The sequence below is a fragment of the Allorhodopirellula heiligendammensis genome, from assembly GCF_007860105.1.
Lineage (GTDB): Bacteria > Planctomycetota > Planctomycetia > Pirellulales > Pirellulaceae > Rhodopirellula > Rhodopirellula heiligendammensis.
Window position 1 is genome coordinate 2,018,387 of record NZ_SJPU01000001.1, and the last position, 18,234, is coordinate 2,036,620.

15 protein-coding genes are annotated in these 18,234 nt (G+C 56.3%); 11 read left to right on the plus strand and 4 right to left on the minus strand.

Translation table 11 applies throughout. The features are described 5' to 3' along the window. Positions 1 to 581 precede the first annotated feature (581 nt). The 3 genes from Poly21_RS07660 to Poly21_RS07670 are packed head-to-tail and all read left to right on the plus strand — an operon-like array spanning position 582 to position 4,298. Positions 582 to 2,060 (plus strand): Gfo/Idh/MocA family protein, encoded by a 1,479-nt coding sequence (locus Poly21_RS07660; protein ID WP_146406273.1) that lies wholly within the window; start codon positions 582 to 584, stop codon positions 2,058 to 2,060. A gap of 48 nt (positions 2,061 to 2,108) precedes the next feature. Further along, positions 2,109 to 2,630, plus strand: a complete 522-nt coding sequence (nrfH, locus tag Poly21_RS07665) for a cytochrome c nitrite reductase small subunit (protein WP_146406274.1) — start codon at positions 2,109 to 2,111, stop codon at positions 2,628 to 2,630. Positions 2,631 to 2,678: 48 nt separating this feature from the next. Beyond that, positions 2,679 to 4,298 carry an ammonia-forming cytochrome c nitrite reductase subunit c552 gene (locus Poly21_RS07670; RefSeq protein WP_146406275.1) on the plus strand — a complete coding sequence of 540 codons (1,620 nt, stop codon included), beginning with the start codon at positions 2,679 to 2,681 and terminating at the stop codon, positions 4,296 to 4,298. Positions 4,299 to 4,784: 486 nt separating this feature from the next. Here the strand turns inward: Poly21_RS07670 and Poly21_RS07675 are convergent, their stop codons facing one another. Next, on the minus strand, positions 4,785 to 6,293 hold the full coding sequence (locus Poly21_RS07675) for an SHD1 domain-containing protein (protein ID WP_302118025.1): 1,509 nt from the start codon (positions 6,291 to 6,293) through the stop codon (positions 4,785 to 4,787). 319 nt (positions 6,294 to 6,612) lie between these two features. On the opposite strand from Poly21_RS07675, the gene Poly21_RS07680 reads away from it, so the two are divergent. Both Poly21_RS07680 and Poly21_RS07685 read left to right on the plus strand, forming a co-directional pair. Further along, positions 6,613 to 8,400: a sensor histidine kinase gene (locus tag Poly21_RS07680; protein WP_146406277.1), complete on the plus strand. Its 1,788-nt coding sequence runs from the start codon at positions 6,613 to 6,615 to the stop codon at positions 8,398 to 8,400. Positions 8,401 to 8,533: 133 nt separating this feature from the next. Further along, positions 8,534 to 9,277 (plus strand): hypothetical protein, encoded by a 744-nt coding sequence (locus tag Poly21_RS07685; RefSeq protein WP_146406278.1) that lies wholly within the window; start codon positions 8,534 to 8,536, stop codon positions 9,275 to 9,277. A gap of 110 nt (positions 9,278 to 9,387) precedes the next feature. Here the strand turns inward: Poly21_RS07685 and greA are convergent, their stop codons facing one another. Next, positions 9,388 to 9,867 (minus strand): transcription elongation factor GreA, encoded by a 480-nt coding sequence (gene greA / locus Poly21_RS07690; RefSeq protein WP_146406950.1) that lies wholly within the window; start codon positions 9,865 to 9,867, stop codon positions 9,388 to 9,390. 153 nt (positions 9,868 to 10,020) lie between these two features. Further along, entirely contained in the window at positions 10,021 to 10,242 is a 222-nt protein-coding gene (gene yacG / locus Poly21_RS07695) for a DNA gyrase inhibitor YacG (RefSeq protein WP_146406279.1), read from the minus strand. Positions 10,243 to 10,344: 102 nt separating this feature from the next. Here yacG and Poly21_RS07700 point away from each other — a divergent pair, with 102 nt between their 5' ends. From Poly21_RS07700 to Poly21_RS27235, 6 genes are all read left to right on the plus strand, one after another. Continuing rightward, complete coding sequence (locus Poly21_RS07700) at positions 10,345 to 11,529, plus strand: retropepsin-like aspartic protease family protein (protein ID WP_146406280.1); 1,185 nt, start codon at positions 10,345 to 10,347, stop codon at positions 11,527 to 11,529. Beyond that, on the plus strand, positions 11,529 to 12,476 hold the full coding sequence (locus Poly21_RS07705; protein WP_146406281.1) for an Fpg/Nei family DNA glycosylase: 948 nt from the start codon (positions 11,529 to 11,531) through the stop codon (positions 12,474 to 12,476). Before Poly21_RS07700 ends, Poly21_RS07705 begins: the two co-directional genes overlap by 1 nt. Before the next feature lie 62 nt (positions 12,477 to 12,538). Further along, the gene (gene hisE, locus Poly21_RS07710) at positions 12,539 to 12,901 is read left to right on the plus strand and encodes a phosphoribosyl-ATP diphosphatase (RefSeq protein WP_302118033.1); all 363 of its coding nucleotides are present in this window, start codon (positions 12,539 to 12,541) and stop codon (positions 12,899 to 12,901) included. Further along, positions 12,898 to 13,758: an ATP phosphoribosyltransferase gene (gene hisG, locus Poly21_RS07715; protein WP_146406282.1), complete on the plus strand. Its 861-nt coding sequence runs from the start codon at positions 12,898 to 12,900 to the stop codon at positions 13,756 to 13,758. The genes hisE and hisG overlap by 4 nt, the downstream gene beginning before the upstream one ends. Positions 13,759 to 14,499: 741 nt before the next feature. Next, a complete protein-coding gene (locus Poly21_RS07720) occupies positions 14,500 to 15,735 on the plus strand; it encodes a DUF1559 domain-containing protein (protein ID WP_302118036.1) in 1,236 nt (411 codons plus the stop codon). 219 nt (positions 15,736 to 15,954) lie between these two features. Continuing rightward, complete coding sequence (locus Poly21_RS27235) at positions 15,955 to 16,131, plus strand: hypothetical protein (RefSeq protein ID WP_302118037.1); 177 nt, start codon at positions 15,955 to 15,957, stop codon at positions 16,129 to 16,131. A gap of 355 nt (positions 16,132 to 16,486) precedes the next feature. Here Poly21_RS27235 and Poly21_RS07725 read toward each other — a convergent pair whose 3' ends face one another. Further along, positions 16,487 to 17,863 carry a cation:proton antiporter gene (locus Poly21_RS07725; RefSeq protein WP_146406283.1) on the minus strand — a complete coding sequence of 459 codons (1,377 nt, stop codon included), beginning with the start codon at positions 17,861 to 17,863 and terminating at the stop codon, positions 16,487 to 16,489. Positions 17,864 to 18,234 lie beyond the last annotated feature (371 nt).

Below are 18,234 nucleotides of genomic sequence, written 5' to 3' on the forward strand. Positions count from 1 at the left end.
AAATCTGGCCAACTGACGGTGTAACGTTCGTCAACGCCACGACCTTGCCGCACGAAGACGTCAACCTTCGATTCTAGGTGGTACGAAACAGCAAGACTTCGTTGGTATGGGGCAAATGAACGACCTGCCCACTGGCGAGTCCGATCGTTGCCAGCGAAGTGATAACTCAAAACCTACACTTAGGTTTCATCGGATGAAGTGGTGGAAGGAGTACGATTTGATTTAGCAGTGGAAACTTTTCAAGATCGATGACGCGACGTGACAGCGTTGCCAGCAGGCAATGCGATTGCCGTCAATCGATGGGTTGGAACCAGAGATAGTCGCTCACAAATTCACGGGTGCGCTGGATTCTTTCTGAATGGCCGAGCGGTGTCGAAAGATATTCGAGCGCCACGATCGCTAATTCGCTGTGGTACACTGACCGTCAGCGAACCAACGAAATGCATCAATCAAACGCTAGCGACTTTCGCCTCAGACTCGATTCCACGTCATCGCGAACGTCGCTACGGTTTGGATTCCTTGGTTGCCGCTGCCACAAAGAACCCATCCACCATTCCCACCTGACTATGGAAGATTAGCTCATGGCAATTTCTCCCCCAGCACGCTCCACCCGTCGCCAGTTCCTGAAGACAACCTCTACGGTGGGCGGGTCGCTCATCATCATGGGCACCAAGGCCACCGCAGGAATTCGAGGTGCCAACGATCGTGTGCGGATTGCCGTGGCAGGTTTAAGTGGTCGTGGACAGAGCCACATCGACGGATGGTCGAAAGCTGAGAACGTTGAGATTGCTTATGTGATCGATCCTGCCGCGAACGTCCTGCAGAGTCGGCTGCGAGGCTTGGAAAAGCGGTCCGAAGGCAAACTCGCAACCGCCGGCGTTGCTGACTTTCGCGAGGCCCTCGACGACAAGAATCTTGACGCGATCTCAGTGGCAACCCCCAATCACTGGCACTCTCTGATCACCATTAAAGCAGCGCAAGCTGGCAAGCACGTCTATGTCGAGAAACCTATGAGCCATGACGTGGCCGAGGGTCGGGTCGCCGTCGAAGCGCAGAAAAAGTACGGCGTTGTCGTACAACACGGAACTCAGCGTCGAAGCAGTGCGGGCATCGCGGGACTGCACGAAGCATTGAAATCCGGCGAGTTGCCTCGGTTGAAGATCGCCTACGGCTATTGTTGCAAACCTCGCTCGGGAATTGGTACCAAACCCGCCGGCAGGCCGCCGGCGGACTTGAACTGGGATCTTTGGAAGGGGCCAGCCGTCATTGACCAATACCACGGCAATTACCATCCCTACAATTGGCATTGGTTTTGGGAAACCGGCAATGGCGACCTTAATAATCAGGGCACCCATCAACTCGATGTCGCCCGCTGGGCGATTGACGATGACCAAACGCACCCAGTTCGTGCGATGTCCATCGGTGGCCGTTTTGCGTGGGACGACCAAGGGGAAACCCCCAATACCATGTTCTCGTTCGCCGAGTACCCCAATGGGCAGATGGTGTTCTTCAACGTTCGTAATGTGAATTACAAGGGATACCAAAACCAGGTCTTCAACGAATACTATCTCGAAGATGGCAGTGTGATTACGGGTGAGGGTAACTATCAGATTCGTCGCCCCGGTGCGAAACAAGCTGAGAAGCTGAAGTTATCGCCGGGGCATGTCACGCCCGGCGGAAATTGGAATTCATTTATCAGTGCCGTGCGGGCAGCTGACCCCAGCATGGCAAATGGCAATGTGATGGATGCTCACTACGGATGCGTATTGGGACACTTAATGAACAACTCCTACCGTCTCGGTGAGCCCACGCCCTTCAATGCCGATGCCGGTAAGCTCTTAGGTAATGCCGATGCGGAGGACCACTTCGGTAGACTGCACGCGATCATGCGTGATGGAGTTGGGATCTCCGATGGCAGCACTCAGTACCAGTTGGGCAAGCACCTGACGTTTGATCCGACAACAGAGCGATTTACCGGGGATTTTGCTGACGCGGCCAATTCATTGATAAAGGATGATGATCGTCCTGGATTTGAGATCCCTGGTCTGGAAGCGGTCTGATTCATCCCATAAAGTGCGGCAATCTTATCTCCTGTCCGGAAGCATCCCATGTCGGAAAATGAGCCCGTGGGGCAACCAGCGAAATCGAACGCTTCGCTAGTGGATGTGGCACCGCCACGTCGCGTCAGCAAGGGTGCGATTATCTTTTCCATCTGCATCGGTATCTTGACAGGATTGGGCGTTTTCACATTTGGCTACGGTCGCGGTGCCAGCTACCTGAGTAACGACCCAAAGACCTGCGTGAACTGTCACGTCATGCAGGGACATATGGATTCGTGGCAGCAAAGTTCGCATCATGCGGTCGCGGTGTGCAACGATTGCCACCTGCCGCACTACTTATTAGGTAAGTTGGTGACGAAGGCCGACAATGGATTTTTCCACTCACTCGCCTTCACGATGGGAAATTTTAAAGATCCCATCCAGATCAAACCAAGAAATAAGCGAGTGACTCAAAATGCGTGCATTTCGTGCCATAAGGACTTTGTCCATGCCCTCCTGCCAGCGGTACCCGGCGAAGACATGCAGTCGTGCGTGCACTGCCATTCCAGTGTTGGGCATGCCACTCGGTAGTGAGTCAACTCGTCAGTCTTTTCACACTTTCACCTCAGAGTTTGTTCGATGAGTACAGATCAAAAACGCGGTTTCGGGTGGCTCGCGCTACTGACCGGTCTGGTTGCTTTGGCAACCGTGGGCGTGGTGCTGCTATTGGTCAATATTTTCGAGCGTAAGCAAGAAGCACGCACTCCATTTGTGAAAGTGGTCGAGGTCAACGAAGTCAGCACCGATCCTAAACCATGGGGCCTGAATTTTCCTCAACAGTATGAGGACTATCTGAAAACGGTTGATGACGACTACACGGACTACGGTGGCAATCACGCATTACCGCCGAGTAAGCTTGAGGAGCACCCATGGCTGAAAAGACTGTTCGCCGGCTATGCGTTCAGCATCGAATATCGCGAAGCTCGTGGTCACGCACACATGCTGAGTGATCAAGAGGTCAGTCCACGAGTGACCGAAGTCCAACAGGCGGGCGCCTGTTTGCATTGTCATGCGTCCATCATTCCTACCTATCGCCGTATTGGGATGGAATCTACCGGGCAGGAGGTGACGGAGGCATCTCTCAGCGAGGAGTTCAATCAAGAAGCTGTGATGACCGGATTTGCGGCGGTGAGCCAACGCAACTACGAAGATGTCCTGTCGGAACTCGAAAAGACGCCCGATGGAGTCATTCAGTCCGCGGACGGCGATCCCCATCTCGGAAATGCACACCCGGTCGCATGCATCGATTGCCATGATCCTGACACCATGGCGATCCGAGTTACCCGCCCCGGCTTCATCCTCGGGATCGACAAACTGGCTAAGAGCGACGATCCCGTGCCCCACCTGCCCAGTATTCAGAAATGGCGGGACGATGGTGCCGCAGGGGATTACGATCCCAACGTGCACGCCACGCGGCAGGAACTACGCTCGTTCGTTTGCGGACAATGCCACGTCGAATATTACTGTGCCAACAAAATGACGCTTACCTATCCCTGGAGTAACGGCTTAAAAGTCGAAGATCTCGAGCAGGAATGGGATGAAACGACATTCCCAGAGGGCGCTGACGGTACCGAGGGCGGCAAATTCTACGATTACATCCACAAGGAAACTGGCACGAAGGTCTTCAAGGCCCAGCATCCCGAGTTTGAGCTTTGGAGCCAAGGAATCCACGCTCGATCCGGAGTGAGTTGTAGCGACTGCCACATGCCCTACGAAAAAGTGGGCGCGACCAAAGTCAGCAGTCACTGGGTCCGCAGCCCCATGGATAACATCAATAAAGCGTGTCAAACCTGTCACCATTTCCCCGAGCAAGAACTCAAGAATCGTGTCGATGTGATCCAAGATCGAACCCGTGGGTTGATCGAACGAGCTGCTGCGGCCTCCATGGAGATGTTCGATGCGATCATGGCAGCACAGGATGCAGGGGCTACCGAAGAACAACTCAAGCCAATCCGAGACTTACAGCGCAAAGCGATGTGGCGACTTGATTACATCTCCAGCGAAAACAGTAAAGGGTTCCATGCCAGCCAAGAGGCCGCGCGCGTCCTGGCCGAATCCGTTGACTATGCTCGTCAAGCCATTGGCAAGTGCTACCAGCTGACGGGAGCCCAGGGGGGGCAAGGCAACAGCGAGGCGGAAAATGCTAACGAAGCAGGGAGCGGTTCGGAGCCCGAGATAAGAAACGTGCCCGCCGAATGAGGTGTGGGTGGGCATGCATGTCAACCGCTGGTACTCTCCGACCCGCATTCAATCCTCCCGCTCATGCTCGGGGAAGGTCGAGCCATGAGCCTTCAGGGCTTATCGGTCGGACGCGTCGTCAGAACTGGAGGCTTCCTAAAAGAGGGTCCGGCACAGTGCGGAAATCTGGGTGCCCCAGTTAAACCGCCACTCAACGCCTGCCAATTCAACAGCCCGCAAATTCCCCGCCCCGCAAATCCCCGCCCCGCAAATCCCCGCCCCGCAAATCCCCGCCCCGCAAATTCACTCATCGCTCCCGCTGGGGCGACGAGCAACGTTTGTTTCCGCCACCGCGAGCGAGGTGTCGGCATCAACCCACCCGGCACGCCTGTGCGAGCGACGTGCCGCTGCGGGGTGCCTCTACGACGTGCCGCTGCGGGGTGATCGAAGACGGCTAGCGAGGGGTGGAACCCACGCTGCCGTAGAACAGTTGCCCGTCGGGGGTCATTACCGGCCTGGCGTGGCCATCACGAACAAAGCGACTCGGTGAGCAATCGACTGAACATAATCACTGTCTGCATCGCTCAGTCGGCTTTTGGGAACAGTGCAGGTCTTGCCGTTGTTCTTGAGCAGTTTGACATGATCGTCGCCGATCTTGATCAAACGACCTTCGGTACGGAAACCGCCAGTATTATCAACCCAAGTACGCGATTCGGTGTTGTCCAGTCCGATCAACGTATCGGCCGACTGAGGAACAACCGCGGTTTGTTGCGCTTCTGGTTGAGCTTCGAAAGCCTCGACGAGGTCACTCGCAGCGTTCTGCTCGCCAGCATCCGCATCGGCGTTCCACAGCGAGAACAAATCATCGAGGGCGCCTTCGCTCGAATCATCTGCTGGTGGTTCGCTGAACAAATCATCGACGCCTTCAGCGGGCGTCTCTGGCAAGGCCGGTTCGGTCATGTCAGGCTGCCCAGCGGGATCGCTGAACAAATCGTCGATACCGCCTGATGAATCTTCTGCGGGAAGGGAGTCGAATCCGGAAGGATCACCGAAAAGATCGTCACCCGTTGCTGGTAAATCCTCCGCAGGCATCGCTGGATCCGGTGCAAAGGCATCCGCATCGCCGCCGAACAGATCATCCCCGCTTTCAGCTTCCGCTGGTGCCGCGGGGCTTTCCGCAGGCGGGGCAAGCGCGTCGGCAGGAGCACCGAACAGATCATCGATAGACTCCGACTCGGTCGGTTCGGTCGCCGGTGGAAGCGCGTCGAGAGCCGGTTCGGTCATCTCGGCTTCATTCGTTCCACCAAAGAGATCGTCCACTGCAGGCTCTGCTGGCGGGCTCACCGGTTCCGGAACGGCCGGCTCAGGAATGACCGGCTCAGGATCGGCAGGCAAATTCATTTCCGAATCGCTCGCACCGCTAAACAGGTCATCGGCGGACTCGTCCGCGATTGGTTCAGGCACCACTTCAGGCTCCGGCATAGTCGCCGGTTCAGCTGGCTCGACTTCCGCAGCTGACGAACTGTCCTGATCACGCGTGTCCGCTGTGTCGCTCGCATCATCTTGTTCGATCGCGACAGGATCTGAGACGGATGTGGGATCCGGAGGGGTGTCGTCCGAATGATCCGTGTTTTCCGCGTCGTGCTCGTGCTCGTGGACCTGCTGCGTATCTGCAGCGGGCGGCGCTACAATCTCGGCATCTGATTCTTGGAGGACGGTTTCACCCCACACCGATGAATCAACAGCCGAGGACGCGTCAGTGACAATTTCGTCACCACAGCAGGGCGCGGGCTCGCAGCAGTCCACGACGGGAGGCGAATACACGGGTTCGCCACAGCAAACCGGCTCGGGCTGGGGTTCACAGCAGGTGGGGGCGGGCGCGCACACGGGCTCGGCTGGACAGCCATGCAGGTGACGATGCAGCCAGCCTGCAGCAACGGGGCCGGTACCTAGAAAGGTGGCCAAGGTTACCACGAGGCTCCATCGCAGGGAGTGGCGAATTGAACGCTTCATCATTGTCTCGGAGGGTTTTACAGAGGTCAAAGCGGGGACAGATTCAGTTATGTTGAGCCGCGTGGGCAATTTCTTCACAGTCTTCCGTGACAATACGCAGGTAATGTTAATTGTCAGCCCGCGGCGAAACAAGCATTATTTTTCAGTGCGAATGTGAGAGTGAGGAAGACCGGAGCATGTCGGCAAAAGTTCCCGGTGGTGGGAAAAGCAACTATTGGGTGGATTCGTCTCGTCACGGTGGCGAGTTTCAGTCAAACTAGGACGACTGCACCTGATAACTGCTTCGCACGTTCGGCCCATTCCCCTCGCACCAATTTTGCTGATGCTGCGGTTTTTCCAAAGCCTATTCGCGTCAATGAGCCTGGAACGCAAATGTTTGCTGTTCTTCGGCTCAGCGCTGGTCGTGTTGATGTGCGGTGCTTTTTGCGTCGTCCTGCTGCTCGCCGACCGGTTCGTGCGGATGACGACACAGCAACAGGCACGCGACGTCGCTGCGACGGAGATGATGCTATTGCATGCCGATGCGATCTACCAGAATGGAGTCCCGAGCCCACGGCTCGAGCTGGAACGGCAGCAGGTTTCGGCACTGCGATCTCAACTGCTCAGTGAGGACATTGAATTCGACATCCTCGGCCTGGAAGACCCGCATCCCTTCGACAATCTGGAACCGGCCACGCCCCCTGGTTCTCCGGCGGAGCGGCAGCTGCTCGCAGAGCTCGAGGTGATGTTTCGGACCCGCATGGCGAATCGGCTGCGGGAGGACCAACCCGGGCTCGGTAAACCCGTGAATCTCGCGGAGGATGCAGCGATGAGCCGGATCGGACCGGGGAATCGCCCCCTATTCAAAGCCATCGGGCCGATCCAAGGACGCTACATCTATTATGAGCCGGTCTTTCTCACCCAAGACTGTATCGCCTGCCATACACCCACCGGGGCTGCGATCGCGTTGTCGCCTGAAATCGACCCGGAAACTCGCGCCGCTGAATTGCCCTTTCGAGTCAAACGGGTGAGCATGCCCGACGAGAAAATACTGAATGATACCAACCAGATCCGCGCCGCCGTTGTCGCGATGGCAATGCTCATCGTTGCCGTGACGCTGTTCGTCCTACACGCGATCGTTCGCTATCTCGTGCTCCAACCGCTATTGCACCTACGCGACGTCAGTGACGCCATCACGCATGGTGATACTAACCAACGCGCGGTGATTGATACTGAAGATGAATTTCGCGAACTCGCGGACGCTTTCAATCGCATGCTCCGACACCTGACCGAAACGCAGACTCAGCTCCAAAGTGTCAACCGTGAGCTCGATGCCCGGGTGGACCAGTTTGCGCAGCTGAATCTGCAGCTCTACGAAGCGAACCGATTGAAAACGGACTTTCTCGCCAATATGAGTCACGAACTGCGTACGCCCCTGAATAGCATCATCGGGTTCTCCGAAGTGCTCCAAGGAATTGACTCGCTCGAGGACAAACAGCGGCGGTATGCGACCAATATTCAAAAAAGTGGACGCCTCCTCCTTGAAATGATCAACGATATTCTCGACTTGGCAAAAGTCGAAGCCGGAAAAATGGAAGTACGGCTCAGTGAATTCCAAATTTCGCGATTGATCAGCGCACAATGTGACATGATCCAGTCACTCTCAGAAGATAAGAATATTTCGCTCTCCATCGATGTTCCCGAAGACCTGCCGAGTGCCTATCAAGATCCCAACAAATTAGGTCAAATTATTAATAATTTGCTCAGTAACGCGATCAAATTTACACCTGAGGGCGGCATGATCACGATCCGCGTTGCCGACTTGGGCGACGGCCGCTTTCGCATGTCCGTGATCGATACGGGAGTGGGGATTGCTGAGGAAGACCAGCCGATCATCTTCGAGAAGTTTCGCCAGAGCACGAAAGTGCTCGAGGGCGATGGCTTGACCCGTGAGTTTGCCGGCACCGGACTGGGGCTCTCGATCGTCAAAGAACTCTCCATCCTGCTCGGTGGAGAAATTGATTTCGAGAGCGAACTCGGCCGCGGCAGCACGTTTTGGGTGACGCTGCCCTATCGTCTAGGAGAGCAGGACCTCGACGAATCGCCCGCCACGCTGGCGATCAGCCGCTAGCTTCTAGCCCCGCACTGCCCAAACCGGTTAAGATGATGGCAGCCCATCGCCGGAGCAATCACCCGGCTTTGTTCTTCTTTCCCCCACTGTCCTTCTCCCACTCTCCCCCTCTTCTTCCCCTTGGATCGACGACATGAGTGAGTACGGCATTTTCGGTGACGAGTACTATGTCAACATGAACTTGTCCACCGAAATGGAACTGCCTCAAGGTCGCGAGTCGGTCCTGCACTATTTTGAGCAGGTTCGCAAACGATACCCGAACATGTCCAACTTTTATTGTCGCGAAAAGGACGAGTTCGTGCTTGAGGAGGAGAAAGACAGCGGCGCGTACCGTTGGGTTTCTACGGAACCCAAGCGAATTAGTAGCGGGATGGTGAACCCAGAATCATTTGCCGATGCCTGTGAGCAGCATCACGCCGTGCTGGAGATGGTCCCCTACGAATTGTCGGTCAGTCCGCTGGATTGCGAATCGCTCAGTGTCATGTTGGGATTCGATTTCAACTGCAAGGGCAACCACAATGAAATCTTGCAAGAGGCGATTGGCATCACCCCTGGACTGGAAAAATTCACCAACTTTCCAGGGGGAAAAATACTTTCCAACGAGCCCGCGATCCAGTTCTCTTTGGATGAGGACTGCCGCACCCAGTGCCGGATCAGTTTTGAGACTCGGACGACGGCGTTCCAAGTTCGTTCGGGTGAGTTCTCGGAGGAGCCCCTGAGTGTCTACCTCATGGTTCGTCGCTACGATTCACTCGGCGTTGACGAAAACTTCGCGGCGGAATTCAAACGTCTTGCGGAATTAAGCCGCAACTTAGTCGATGACTACCTGATTGAATCGGTGCTACAGCCTTTGCAGACGGCAATCGCCATCCGCTGACTCTGCCCACAAGAAGACATGCTTTGCCGGAATGAAATCAACACCGAACCCACGTTCGCCTGAATGTGGGCTCGGTCAGTTCGCGACCGCAGTCGCCACGAGGGACTCACCTAGAGATCAAAAGAGATCTTCAAGATTTTGAATTTAATTTTGCCGGCCGGGACATCGATTTCAGCTTCCTCGCCAACCTTTTTGCCCAGCAGACCTTGCCCGAAGGGACTCGTTACCAGAATTTTTCCAGCGTCATAGTCTTCATCTCCCGCACCGACGAGCGTGAATTGCTCTTCGTCCCCATAGGCGACGTCTTCCACAGTCACCGTGCAACCAAAGACGACCTCGTCCTTGGGTAACTTTGACAAGTCGATGATCGAAGCGCGCGCAATTTTATCCTTGAGCTCGTTGATTTTAGCCATCAACATTCCCTGATTCTCACGCTGGGCGTGATACTCCGCGTTCTCCTTGAGATCACCTTCCTCACGAGCTTCCGCTATTTTCTCGGTGACGAGCGGCATTTCCACGTTTTCGAGACGGTGAATCTCCGCCTTGATTTTGTTGTATCCCTCGCGGGTCATGGGGACGGATTCAACCATGCCTGTCATCCTGAAAGTTCGCAGAAACCAAAAAAGAAACCTTTCCCACACCCAAGTGTTGGAAAAGGCTGCCGTGACGAATCAAAGATCATCCATTGTGACCAAGTCCGGACGGTGCGACAAGTGCCATCCGGAGATGCCACCGGGACAGAATCATTCCCGGTAAGGTTCGTCGGATTCTTCTCGATATTCCACCGGGGTGTCCTCGGCGTCGCCTTCGAAAGGCACTCCAATTTCTTCGTTGAACCACCTCCCCAGGTCAATCAGCTGGCATCGGGAAGTGCAAAATGGCGGCGTCGGCGACTCGTCAGAAAGGAATTTTCTTGCACAAGTTGGGCACGTCATGGGAACCGGTTTCATGCTGGAGGCATCCATGAATGAGAACTATACCTAAGAATGGGGGGCAGAGAGGACGTCGCACGTGACTCTTTAGCTTACAATAGAACGCTCTCCTTGAAATACCATGGACTGATGATCATGTCGCCCGCGTTCCCCATTTCAGCTCGTCGACGTGGCCCACGAGTCGCTCGTTGGTCCACTGTCCTGATCGTGATCGTGACGTTTTCATCATCCGCGAACGCGCAGTCGGACGACACCGCTCAACCTGGGGCGGGCTCGCAAGTTACGGAGTCGCCGAACCTCACCTATTCTGATGCTGTTGTAGAAAAAGCTGATCGCGTGCTGTTCGACGCGGGCATGCGACGCAGTGGCAATACCATTCAAAGCACACAGTCGGCAGAGCTGTCACGTCTCATCAGTAGTCTTGCTCGGGACCGTCGCGAACTCCGACTCCAGCAGAAAGCGTTCGCTGAAAACCAGGGCAAGCTCGCGGAGTTGGAACACAAAATTGATCAACTGCGACACAACGATGGTGATTTGAACCTCGAACTCGCTCGTGTCGCCGGACTCGATGTAGGCAAGAACAACCGCCTGGTTGCGTTGATCAATGCCACCCGCACCCAAATCGGACAGCTCCGTAAACAAGGCACCGAATACGAAAAGGCCATGCAGGTGGCGCGAGGGGAACTGAATACGGCCGAGCAAGAGTACGCAGAATCGGTGTTCCAAATTCGTAAACAGCTCGACGATTTGGAGCAATCAATCGAGGTGAAACTGGCAGATCGGCACGTGCAGATTGCGTTAACAGTGATGCAGGCCAATTTCAACGTTCCCGCTGACGTGGATGCCGACCAAATTATGCGCGTGGTCGAGGCTCGATTACGCGAATTTGAAAAGGAAGTGTTCCAAGAAACCATTGCGTTGGATACCACCGGCAGCGGTCCCCTATTCACGATGGTCAGCGTCAATCGGCAATCCATCCGCATGATCGTCGACAGCGGAGCCACACTGGTGACGTTGCCTGCCGAAGCTGCGGAAGAATTGCAGGTGTCGGTTCCTGACGACGCCCCCATTTTACGCATGCAACTCGCCAATGGGCAGCAAATCAGCGGCCGTCGGGTGTCTCTGGCCAGCGTCAGGGTGGGCCAGTTCGAAGCGAAAGATGTCGACGCGGTCGTGCTCGAACCCATCGACCATCGAGCCCAACCGCTTCTCGGCCTGAGCTATCTCAATCGATATAAGTTTGAGTTAGACTCCGCGGGAAAGACGCTCGGGCTGCTACGTGTTGATGAGTCCGACGCTCAAGACGCGAAGAATCGTTGATGCCGGAGTTACCGGAAGTCGAAACGATGTGCCGTGGCATTCGCCCAATCGTTGGGATGAGAGTGGCGACAGTGACGCAGCCCCCGTGCCCTTGCCGCCCGTGCGTAGTGGAACCCGCGATCGGCGAGCTCCACCGTCGTCTCGCTGGCCAAGAAGTCATCGCGATTGAACGCCGAGGGAAACGGGTAGTGATCGTGTTCGAGCATGCAGATCGACTCATCATTGAACCGCGGATGAGCGGGCTGGTGCTCCTGGCCGACCCGCCCAACGCCGACTATCTCAGGCTGCGAATCGATTTTGCCGATGGCTCACTGGCACTCCATGAGCGCGACAGTGTAGCAGAATCATGCGATGACTCTGCTGTCGCCGCACCACGGTCGACTGCGGGACCGTTGCTGGTCTGGGACCGCCGCGGGCTCGGTACGATCCGCTTACTGAGTCCGGAGGAGTATGAAATACAGGTTAATTCTCGTTTGGGCGAAGATGCATTGACGATCTCCGCGGAGGAGCTGCGACGTTGTCTCGGCGGCAGTGGGCGGGCGATCAAGGTCGCTCTCCTCGACCAAACAGCGGTCGCCGGAATTGGGAATCTGTACGCTGCAGAAATCCTGTTCGTTGCTGGCGTCGATCCAAGGGTGCGGTGTAGCAAGCTCAGCCGCCCGCAATGGTCACGTTTACACGTCGCTATCGGCGATGTACTGCGTGAAGCGATCACTCATGAAGGCAGTACGCTGAGCGATGGCACCTATCGCAATGCGCTCAATAGGTCGGGCGGCTACCAAAATATGCATCGTGTTTACGACCGGGCTGGGGAGATCTGCCCGCGTTGTCGCGAGGGGACAATCGAGCGAATCGTTCAAGCCCAGCGATCCACATTCTTTTGCCCGCGGTGTCAACGGCGGACCGGAAAGCATGTGGCGGTTGGCGAAGTCTCCTCGCGCGACTAATATCTGCGGCGTCCGAGCTTCCTTTCCATCCGTGACTCCTCCTTCGATACCACTCATTGCCCGTGCCTGAATCGCTTGCACCGCTCGATCGCCTGATGGCGACGCTCACCCGACGCGCCGCTGAACGCCCGTCGGGCTCATATACGACAAAATTGCTCGATGGTGGCGCAGCGGCAATCGGAGCGAAGATTCGGGAGGAAGCGGAGGAATTGATCGAGGCGGCGGCTGAAAGCGGCCAGGACGGGCGCAACCACACAGTTTATGAAGCCGGCGATCTGATTTACCACACACTTGTCATGCTCGCTTGGCGAGGCATTTCGCTCGACGAGGTTGCTGCGGAACTCGCTCGCCGTGAAGGCACCTCGGGGCTGGCCGAAAAGGCCGCCCGGAACTCCGACCAAGACCAATCGAGGACCCAGCCATGATTTCTGACTCACATCTGCGACTCGGTATTCCTAGCAAAGGACGCTTGAGCGAACTTGCCACAGATTTATTGTCACAGGCTGGATTGCGTTTTCGCCGGCAAAATCGCGGCCTGTTCGCCCGCGTCAGCGGCATGAGTGTCGATCTCGTGTACCTGCGCACCGATGATATCCCGACGCTCTGCGCTGAGGGCGCTATCGACATGGGAATTACCGGCGGTGATCTTGTCGAGGAATCCGGCGCAGCGGTTCAGGAACGTATGAAATTTGGAGTAGGTCGCTGTCGACTCGCGTTCTGCGTGCCTGACGACACCAAGATTGCATCGGCCTCGGAACTGGATGGAAAACGAGTTGCCACCAGCTTCCCCAACGTTACCCGTCGATATCTGGCCGATCATGGTGCGACAGCCCATCTCGTCTCGCTCGCAGGCAGCGTTGAGGCGATGATCCAGCTGGGTGTTGCCGATGCAATCGTCGACCTGGTCGAAACCGGCAGCACGCTGGCCGCCAACCGTCTCCGCATCCTCGAAGAAATTGGGCACTATGAAACCGTCCTGATCCAAAACGAAAGCCGGCGTCTCGGTGACGTTGCTGACAGCCTGGTCCAGCGACTTGAAGGCGTCGTCATCGCCCGCGACTACTCCCTGATCCAGTACAACGTGCCTCGCGCCGGATTGGCGGCTGCGGAAAAGGTTACTCCGGGATTTAATTCCCCCACTATCAACTCGCTTGAAGATCCTGACTGGTGCAGCGTGCAGGTAATGGTTCGTCGTGGCGAAGTCGTTGATGTGATGGACCAGCTCAAAGCGATCGGCGCTACAGCCGTGTTCGAAATGACTCTCAACAACTGTCGGTTGTAACCGCTCTCGCATACATCCCTACCGACGAAGCGAGTTCGTCAGTGGGCCGCGTGCAAATCCATAGAGCGACAACGCTGCGCTCAATCCGCTCCCGCTCGACCGCCGCGGCGTGAACGCCGAGAGTGTCGCTGGAGTTTCTCATTCATCCCGCTCTGCTCGCCGATCATCTGCATTGGTCATGGTGCCAATGCAGGCGGCGCGCCTCAGCGTTGCTCCATGAGCCTCGGCGCTCTCGCCGCTAGCCATCTTTCTGCGATGGCTTCATCTCAACGCATCAATATGATTTTAAAGCGTTGCCATCTCGAAATGCTCCGCCACTGCTGACCGAGAAGGCGAAGGCAGTGACAGCACGGCAACCCAACAACGCGCGGTGCATCGTGCAACCCATTCGCGGATGGCAACGCTAAAACCGCCAGCATCGACGATGCAAAAGCACAACGGTTGCCGCGTCACGCGCCCCCCACTTTTCGAGGGACTTAGGTCCGATTCCGGCTGCCGACTCACCCGGGATGGTTGAGCCCGACCTCTTTTCCCAAACGGTACGAGCAGCGACTCGGTTCACGCCAATTAGCGTGCGGGGCACTACCCGCTGGAATTGATGTTTGCCCCACGAGCATTGATAGGCTACAGTGGCGTAAAGGACGCCATCCCATGCGATCGACACGGGTCATGCGGCATGGTGCCCCACCTCTTCTATGTGAGCTTTTGTTCACTTATCTTTTTCCATTTAGGAGATTCGACGTGTCACATCAACCTCGTAGTGTCAGGGGGTTCACGTTAGTGGAACTTCTGGTCGTCATCGCCATCATCGGCGTGCTGGTTGGGCTGCTATTGCCCGCCGTGCAGGCAGCCCGGGAAGCCGCTCGGCGGATGAGTTGCAGTAACAATTTCAAGCAGATCGGACTGGCCGTCCACAATTATCATTCGGCATACAACAACTTGCCTGTGCATGCATCAGGCACTTACGCGGTAGGCGGTCGCGATCCATGGGACGTCAATCCCGGTCGCGAAATCTCATCGAATAAGCGGCTATCGTTCTTGGTAGGTCTCACTCCATTCTTGGAGCAACAGGCTCTGTGGGCTCAAATATCCAACCCGCTGGCGATCAACTCAAATGGCTCTGCGAAATCACCGCCATGGCAGGCGATGGGCCCGCACCCTGATCGTGTTCAATATCCGCCCTGGGCGACCGAAGTTAAAACGCTCCGCTGCCCCAGCGACCCCGGGACGGGCCTGCCATCCTTGGGGCGGACCAACTATGCGGCATGCATGGGTGATTCTGCGGTCTATTCGCGAGACTCTTATCTCGATGTTGATGAAGTCGCGTCCGGTGCTGTGTTGCCTTACGCTTCCGACACCGCCCACGCCAATGCCTCTGGATCTGCTCAGCGTGGGATGTTTGTGAACGGTCGAGCGATCAAGTTCCGTGATACACTCGATGGACTCTCCAATACAATCATGTGCGGCGAGATCACCACCGACCTCGGCGATAACGACAACCGAACCACAGTGCCTACCAACGTTGGCGGGCATGCGTCGCCCAATGAAAAAAATCAGTGTCGACTCGATCCGTCTTATGCGGAGCCATACATCGACCCAGAACGTCCTAGTTTCTGGATCTCAGCTGGGTTGACCAAGAACGCGACATGGGGTCGAGGGTACCGCTGGCACGATTACATGCCTCCTTACTCGCAGATGACGACTGTCTTGGGGCCCAACAAGCAACTGTGCTCGGAAGGTCGTGACCATCGCGATGTTGTGACTCCGCCCTCGAGCCGACACCAAGGCGGCGTGCACGTCCTGATGGGCGATGGTGCGGTCCGATTTGTCACCGATTCAATTGAAGCGGGCAACAAGAATGCACCACAAGTCGCCAACCGTGCAGGTTCGCCAGCGCCGGGTAGCCAGAGCCCGTTTGGGCTATGGGGATCGCTGGGTTCGCGTGCTGCACGGGAAGTCATTAGCGGTGACTTCTAAGACTTGCCCGCCTCGGTACGGAGTGGCCACGGTCACTCCGCGTTTCCCTGGGGAGATGCCGCCGCCGATCTGAACCGCCCGATGCGGAATTCTGCAGCGCGTGCTGATGCCATCCCGAAACCACAGCCCCGGGGTCATTGTCGACATCTCGCGATACCAAGTCGTTCGCGAGATGCCACCCCCTGTCAATCCAACTCACTCAATTCCAAAACATGTGAAATGAAAAAACTAACTTTTTCTATAGGTCTCCTGTGCGTCTCCATCATTCTCGGTGGCTGCGATTCGCAGGGTACATCCAACATCGTCGATGGTGCCGAAGATGCGAAAATCGCTGAGTACGAGAAAGCCTTGGCAGAAGCCGATGCGATGTCAGAAGGGTACGAGGGCGTGAAATAACCACCTCCACGACCTCGCGATCGCCGCGCCCGGTTCACGCGGGGCGCGGCGATCTGCGGGACCTTTGACGAATCGGTTAAGCATTTCCAATACCATATCGCATGCCAGCGTCACCGCTTAGAAAACGGTCACCCGTCCACCCCGTGCAGCGGTGCGATAGAGATTTTCTGGCTTGTCTCCAGTGCTCCAGTGCTCCAGAAGATGTTCGCGAAATTTGAATGGCAATCGTGAGTGGGAACTGCCAAGAGAAATAGAGCTCCGCGAAACTGAAGAATACATCACCATATTCCGGCGCTGCGTCTCAACTTACATTCATGTGCGTGCTGCTGGTTGGCCGGCGCTTACACGTTCCCCACTAGCCCTCACCCGCCGTTCGCGCGCGTCTGTCTCGAAACCGAATCACTGGTGAGGCAGACACGCCGTGAACGACGACCGACAAGGCGATCGTAAAGGCACACGCGGCCCACAACAGGTTTTCGTCCCGAAACTCTCCTTCATGCACCCCGTACGCCAAGTAGTAAAGGCATCCGATTCCGCGAATGCCAAAAAAGCTTGCGATACATCGGTCCAGACCTGACAGCCGTTTCTCGCCCGCTAGTGCGACCATTCCTGCGCCGGGACGCACCACGAATATCAGTAGCACCCCCAACAGTGCCGCTTCCCATGTTAATGACGCAAATAGGCCGCCTGCGATCGCGCCTCCCAAAGCGATCAGGATCCCCGTCATGAGCAACTGCTCCGCCTGTTCGGCAAAAATGTGCAGCGACTGGTGCGATTGTTGCGTAGGCTCTCGGTGGCGGATGGTTAAACCGCCAATAAACACAGCCAGGAAACCATAACCTCCAACGCATTCGGTCAGGCTATACAATAGCAATGTTGCGGCCAATGCTCCCACCCCGACGTTCATCTTTTCCTGCTCCGATTTAACGGGCAGACGCAACAGAACGTGCGTCAGCACCCAGCCGACGGCAACGCCTGCGGTAACACCCGCGAAAACACGGTAGAAAACGTCAATTAATAACCATTGGGTAAACCAATCGCTCGCTGAAAGTCCTCCGGTCAACATGAACAGTGACAGGTAAGTGAATGGAAAAGCCAAAGAATCGTTCAACCCTGCCTCGGACGTAAGGGTAAAACGAAGTTCGTCCTCCCGTTCCGCAGGCGCTCGGTTCGGCGATCTCCCCTCGTCGCTCGCCACCCTTTCATCATCGGGCACTTCCGGTTCAGGCTCACCAACTTGCACGTCTGAAGCCAAAACAGGGTCGGTTGGAGCGAGCGCTGCGGCCAGCAAGACGGCCGCCGCGGGTGCCAGGCCAACCATCCACCAGCCCAATAGGGCGACGCCGACCATCGTCAGCGGCATGCAGATCCCGAGCATCCTCCAAGTCGAACTCCAGGTGCGTAGGTTCGGCAATCGATCAATCTTCAACCCCACCCCAAACAATGAGATGATCACTCCAATCTCTGTCAGGTGAACGGCAATTGATCCGTGCTGTCGAGGGTCGGGCGGTGTAAGGCCCAGTGGCAGGGCAAACGCGATGTAGCCCAGGGCGAGGGCCAGAATCGGAAATGAGAATGGCAGATTCTCAAACCGATGCAATAATGCCGCTAATCCCAGCACGCCTAATCCAACGACAACCAGCGTGAGGTCGTAGGCTTCCAGCAAAATGAGCGTCTTGGATAATTCGATCAAAGGTTCCAGCTCCGTGTGATTCACACAGTTGGTCGTCATGTGGTTCGAGATTAGACAACAACACCAGCAAAATAGCTTCTCGGCGCGCCGCGTTGCACCAAGAGTTTAGATCTCAATTCAGCGGCCACATAGGACACCGCCCCCCACCTCAACGACATCCCGTCAGGGCCCCGGCCACTACTGTTCGGCACGACGTTGGGGCTGGCGGTTTTAATGCGGGTAGAAACATTTTTGCCGATCTCTCGAATCCGAAAAACACCTCGATGGATCGCCATTGTCGGAGAGGCAATGGGATCGGCTGCGTCACCGGTCCACTTGGCTGCGTCGCTTTTGAAAAAAACAATCTCAGGGCAGCGTCAACCCGATTCGGTACGCGACAAGCACAGAATCCCATGCAAAGCCGTTATCTC

What these genes read in the sequence shown, in the direction of transcription:
- Poly21_RS07660 (WP_146406273.1), top strand. Translation starts at nt 582, where the DNA reads ATGGCAATTTCTCCCCCAGCACGCTCCACCCGTCGCCAGTTCCTGAAG.
- nrfH (WP_146406274.1), top strand. Translation starts at nt 2,109, where the DNA reads ATGTCGGAAAATGAGCCCGTGGGGCAACCAGCGAAATCGAACGCTTCG.
- Poly21_RS07670 (WP_146406275.1), top strand. Translation starts at nt 2,679, where the DNA reads ATGAGTACAGATCAAAAACGCGGTTTCGGGTGGCTCGCGCTACTGACC.
- Poly21_RS07675 (WP_302118025.1), bottom strand. Translation starts at nt 6,293, where the DNA reads ATGATGAAGCGTTCAATTCGCCACTCCCTGCGATGGAGCCTCGTGGTA.
- Poly21_RS07680 (WP_146406277.1), top strand. Translation starts at nt 6,613, where the DNA reads ATGCTGCGGTTTTTCCAAAGCCTATTCGCGTCAATGAGCCTGGAACGC.
- Poly21_RS07685 (WP_146406278.1), top strand. Translation starts at nt 8,534, where the DNA reads ATGAGTGAGTACGGCATTTTCGGTGACGAGTACTATGTCAACATGAAC.
- greA (WP_146406950.1), bottom strand. Translation starts at nt 9,867, where the DNA reads ATGGTTGAATCCGTCCCCATGACCCGCGAGGGATACAACAAAATCAAG.
- yacG (WP_146406279.1), bottom strand. Translation starts at nt 10,242, where the DNA reads ATGGATGCCTCCAGCATGAAACCGGTTCCCATGACGTGCCCAACTTGT.
- Poly21_RS07700 (WP_146406280.1), top strand. Translation starts at nt 10,345, where the DNA reads ATGTCGCCCGCGTTCCCCATTTCAGCTCGTCGACGTGGCCCACGAGTC.
- Poly21_RS07705 (WP_146406281.1), top strand. Translation starts at nt 11,529, where the DNA reads ATGCCGGAGTTACCGGAAGTCGAAACGATGTGCCGTGGCATTCGCCCA.
- hisG (WP_146406282.1), top strand. Translation starts at nt 12,898, where the DNA reads ATGATTTCTGACTCACATCTGCGACTCGGTATTCCTAGCAAAGGACGC.
- Poly21_RS27235 (WP_302118037.1), top strand. Translation starts at nt 15,955, where the DNA reads ATGAAAAAACTAACTTTTTCTATAGGTCTCCTGTGCGTCTCCATCATT.
- Poly21_RS07725 (WP_146406283.1), bottom strand. Translation starts at nt 17,863, where the DNA reads ATGACGACCAACTGTGTGAATCACACGGAGCTGGAACCTTTGATCGAA.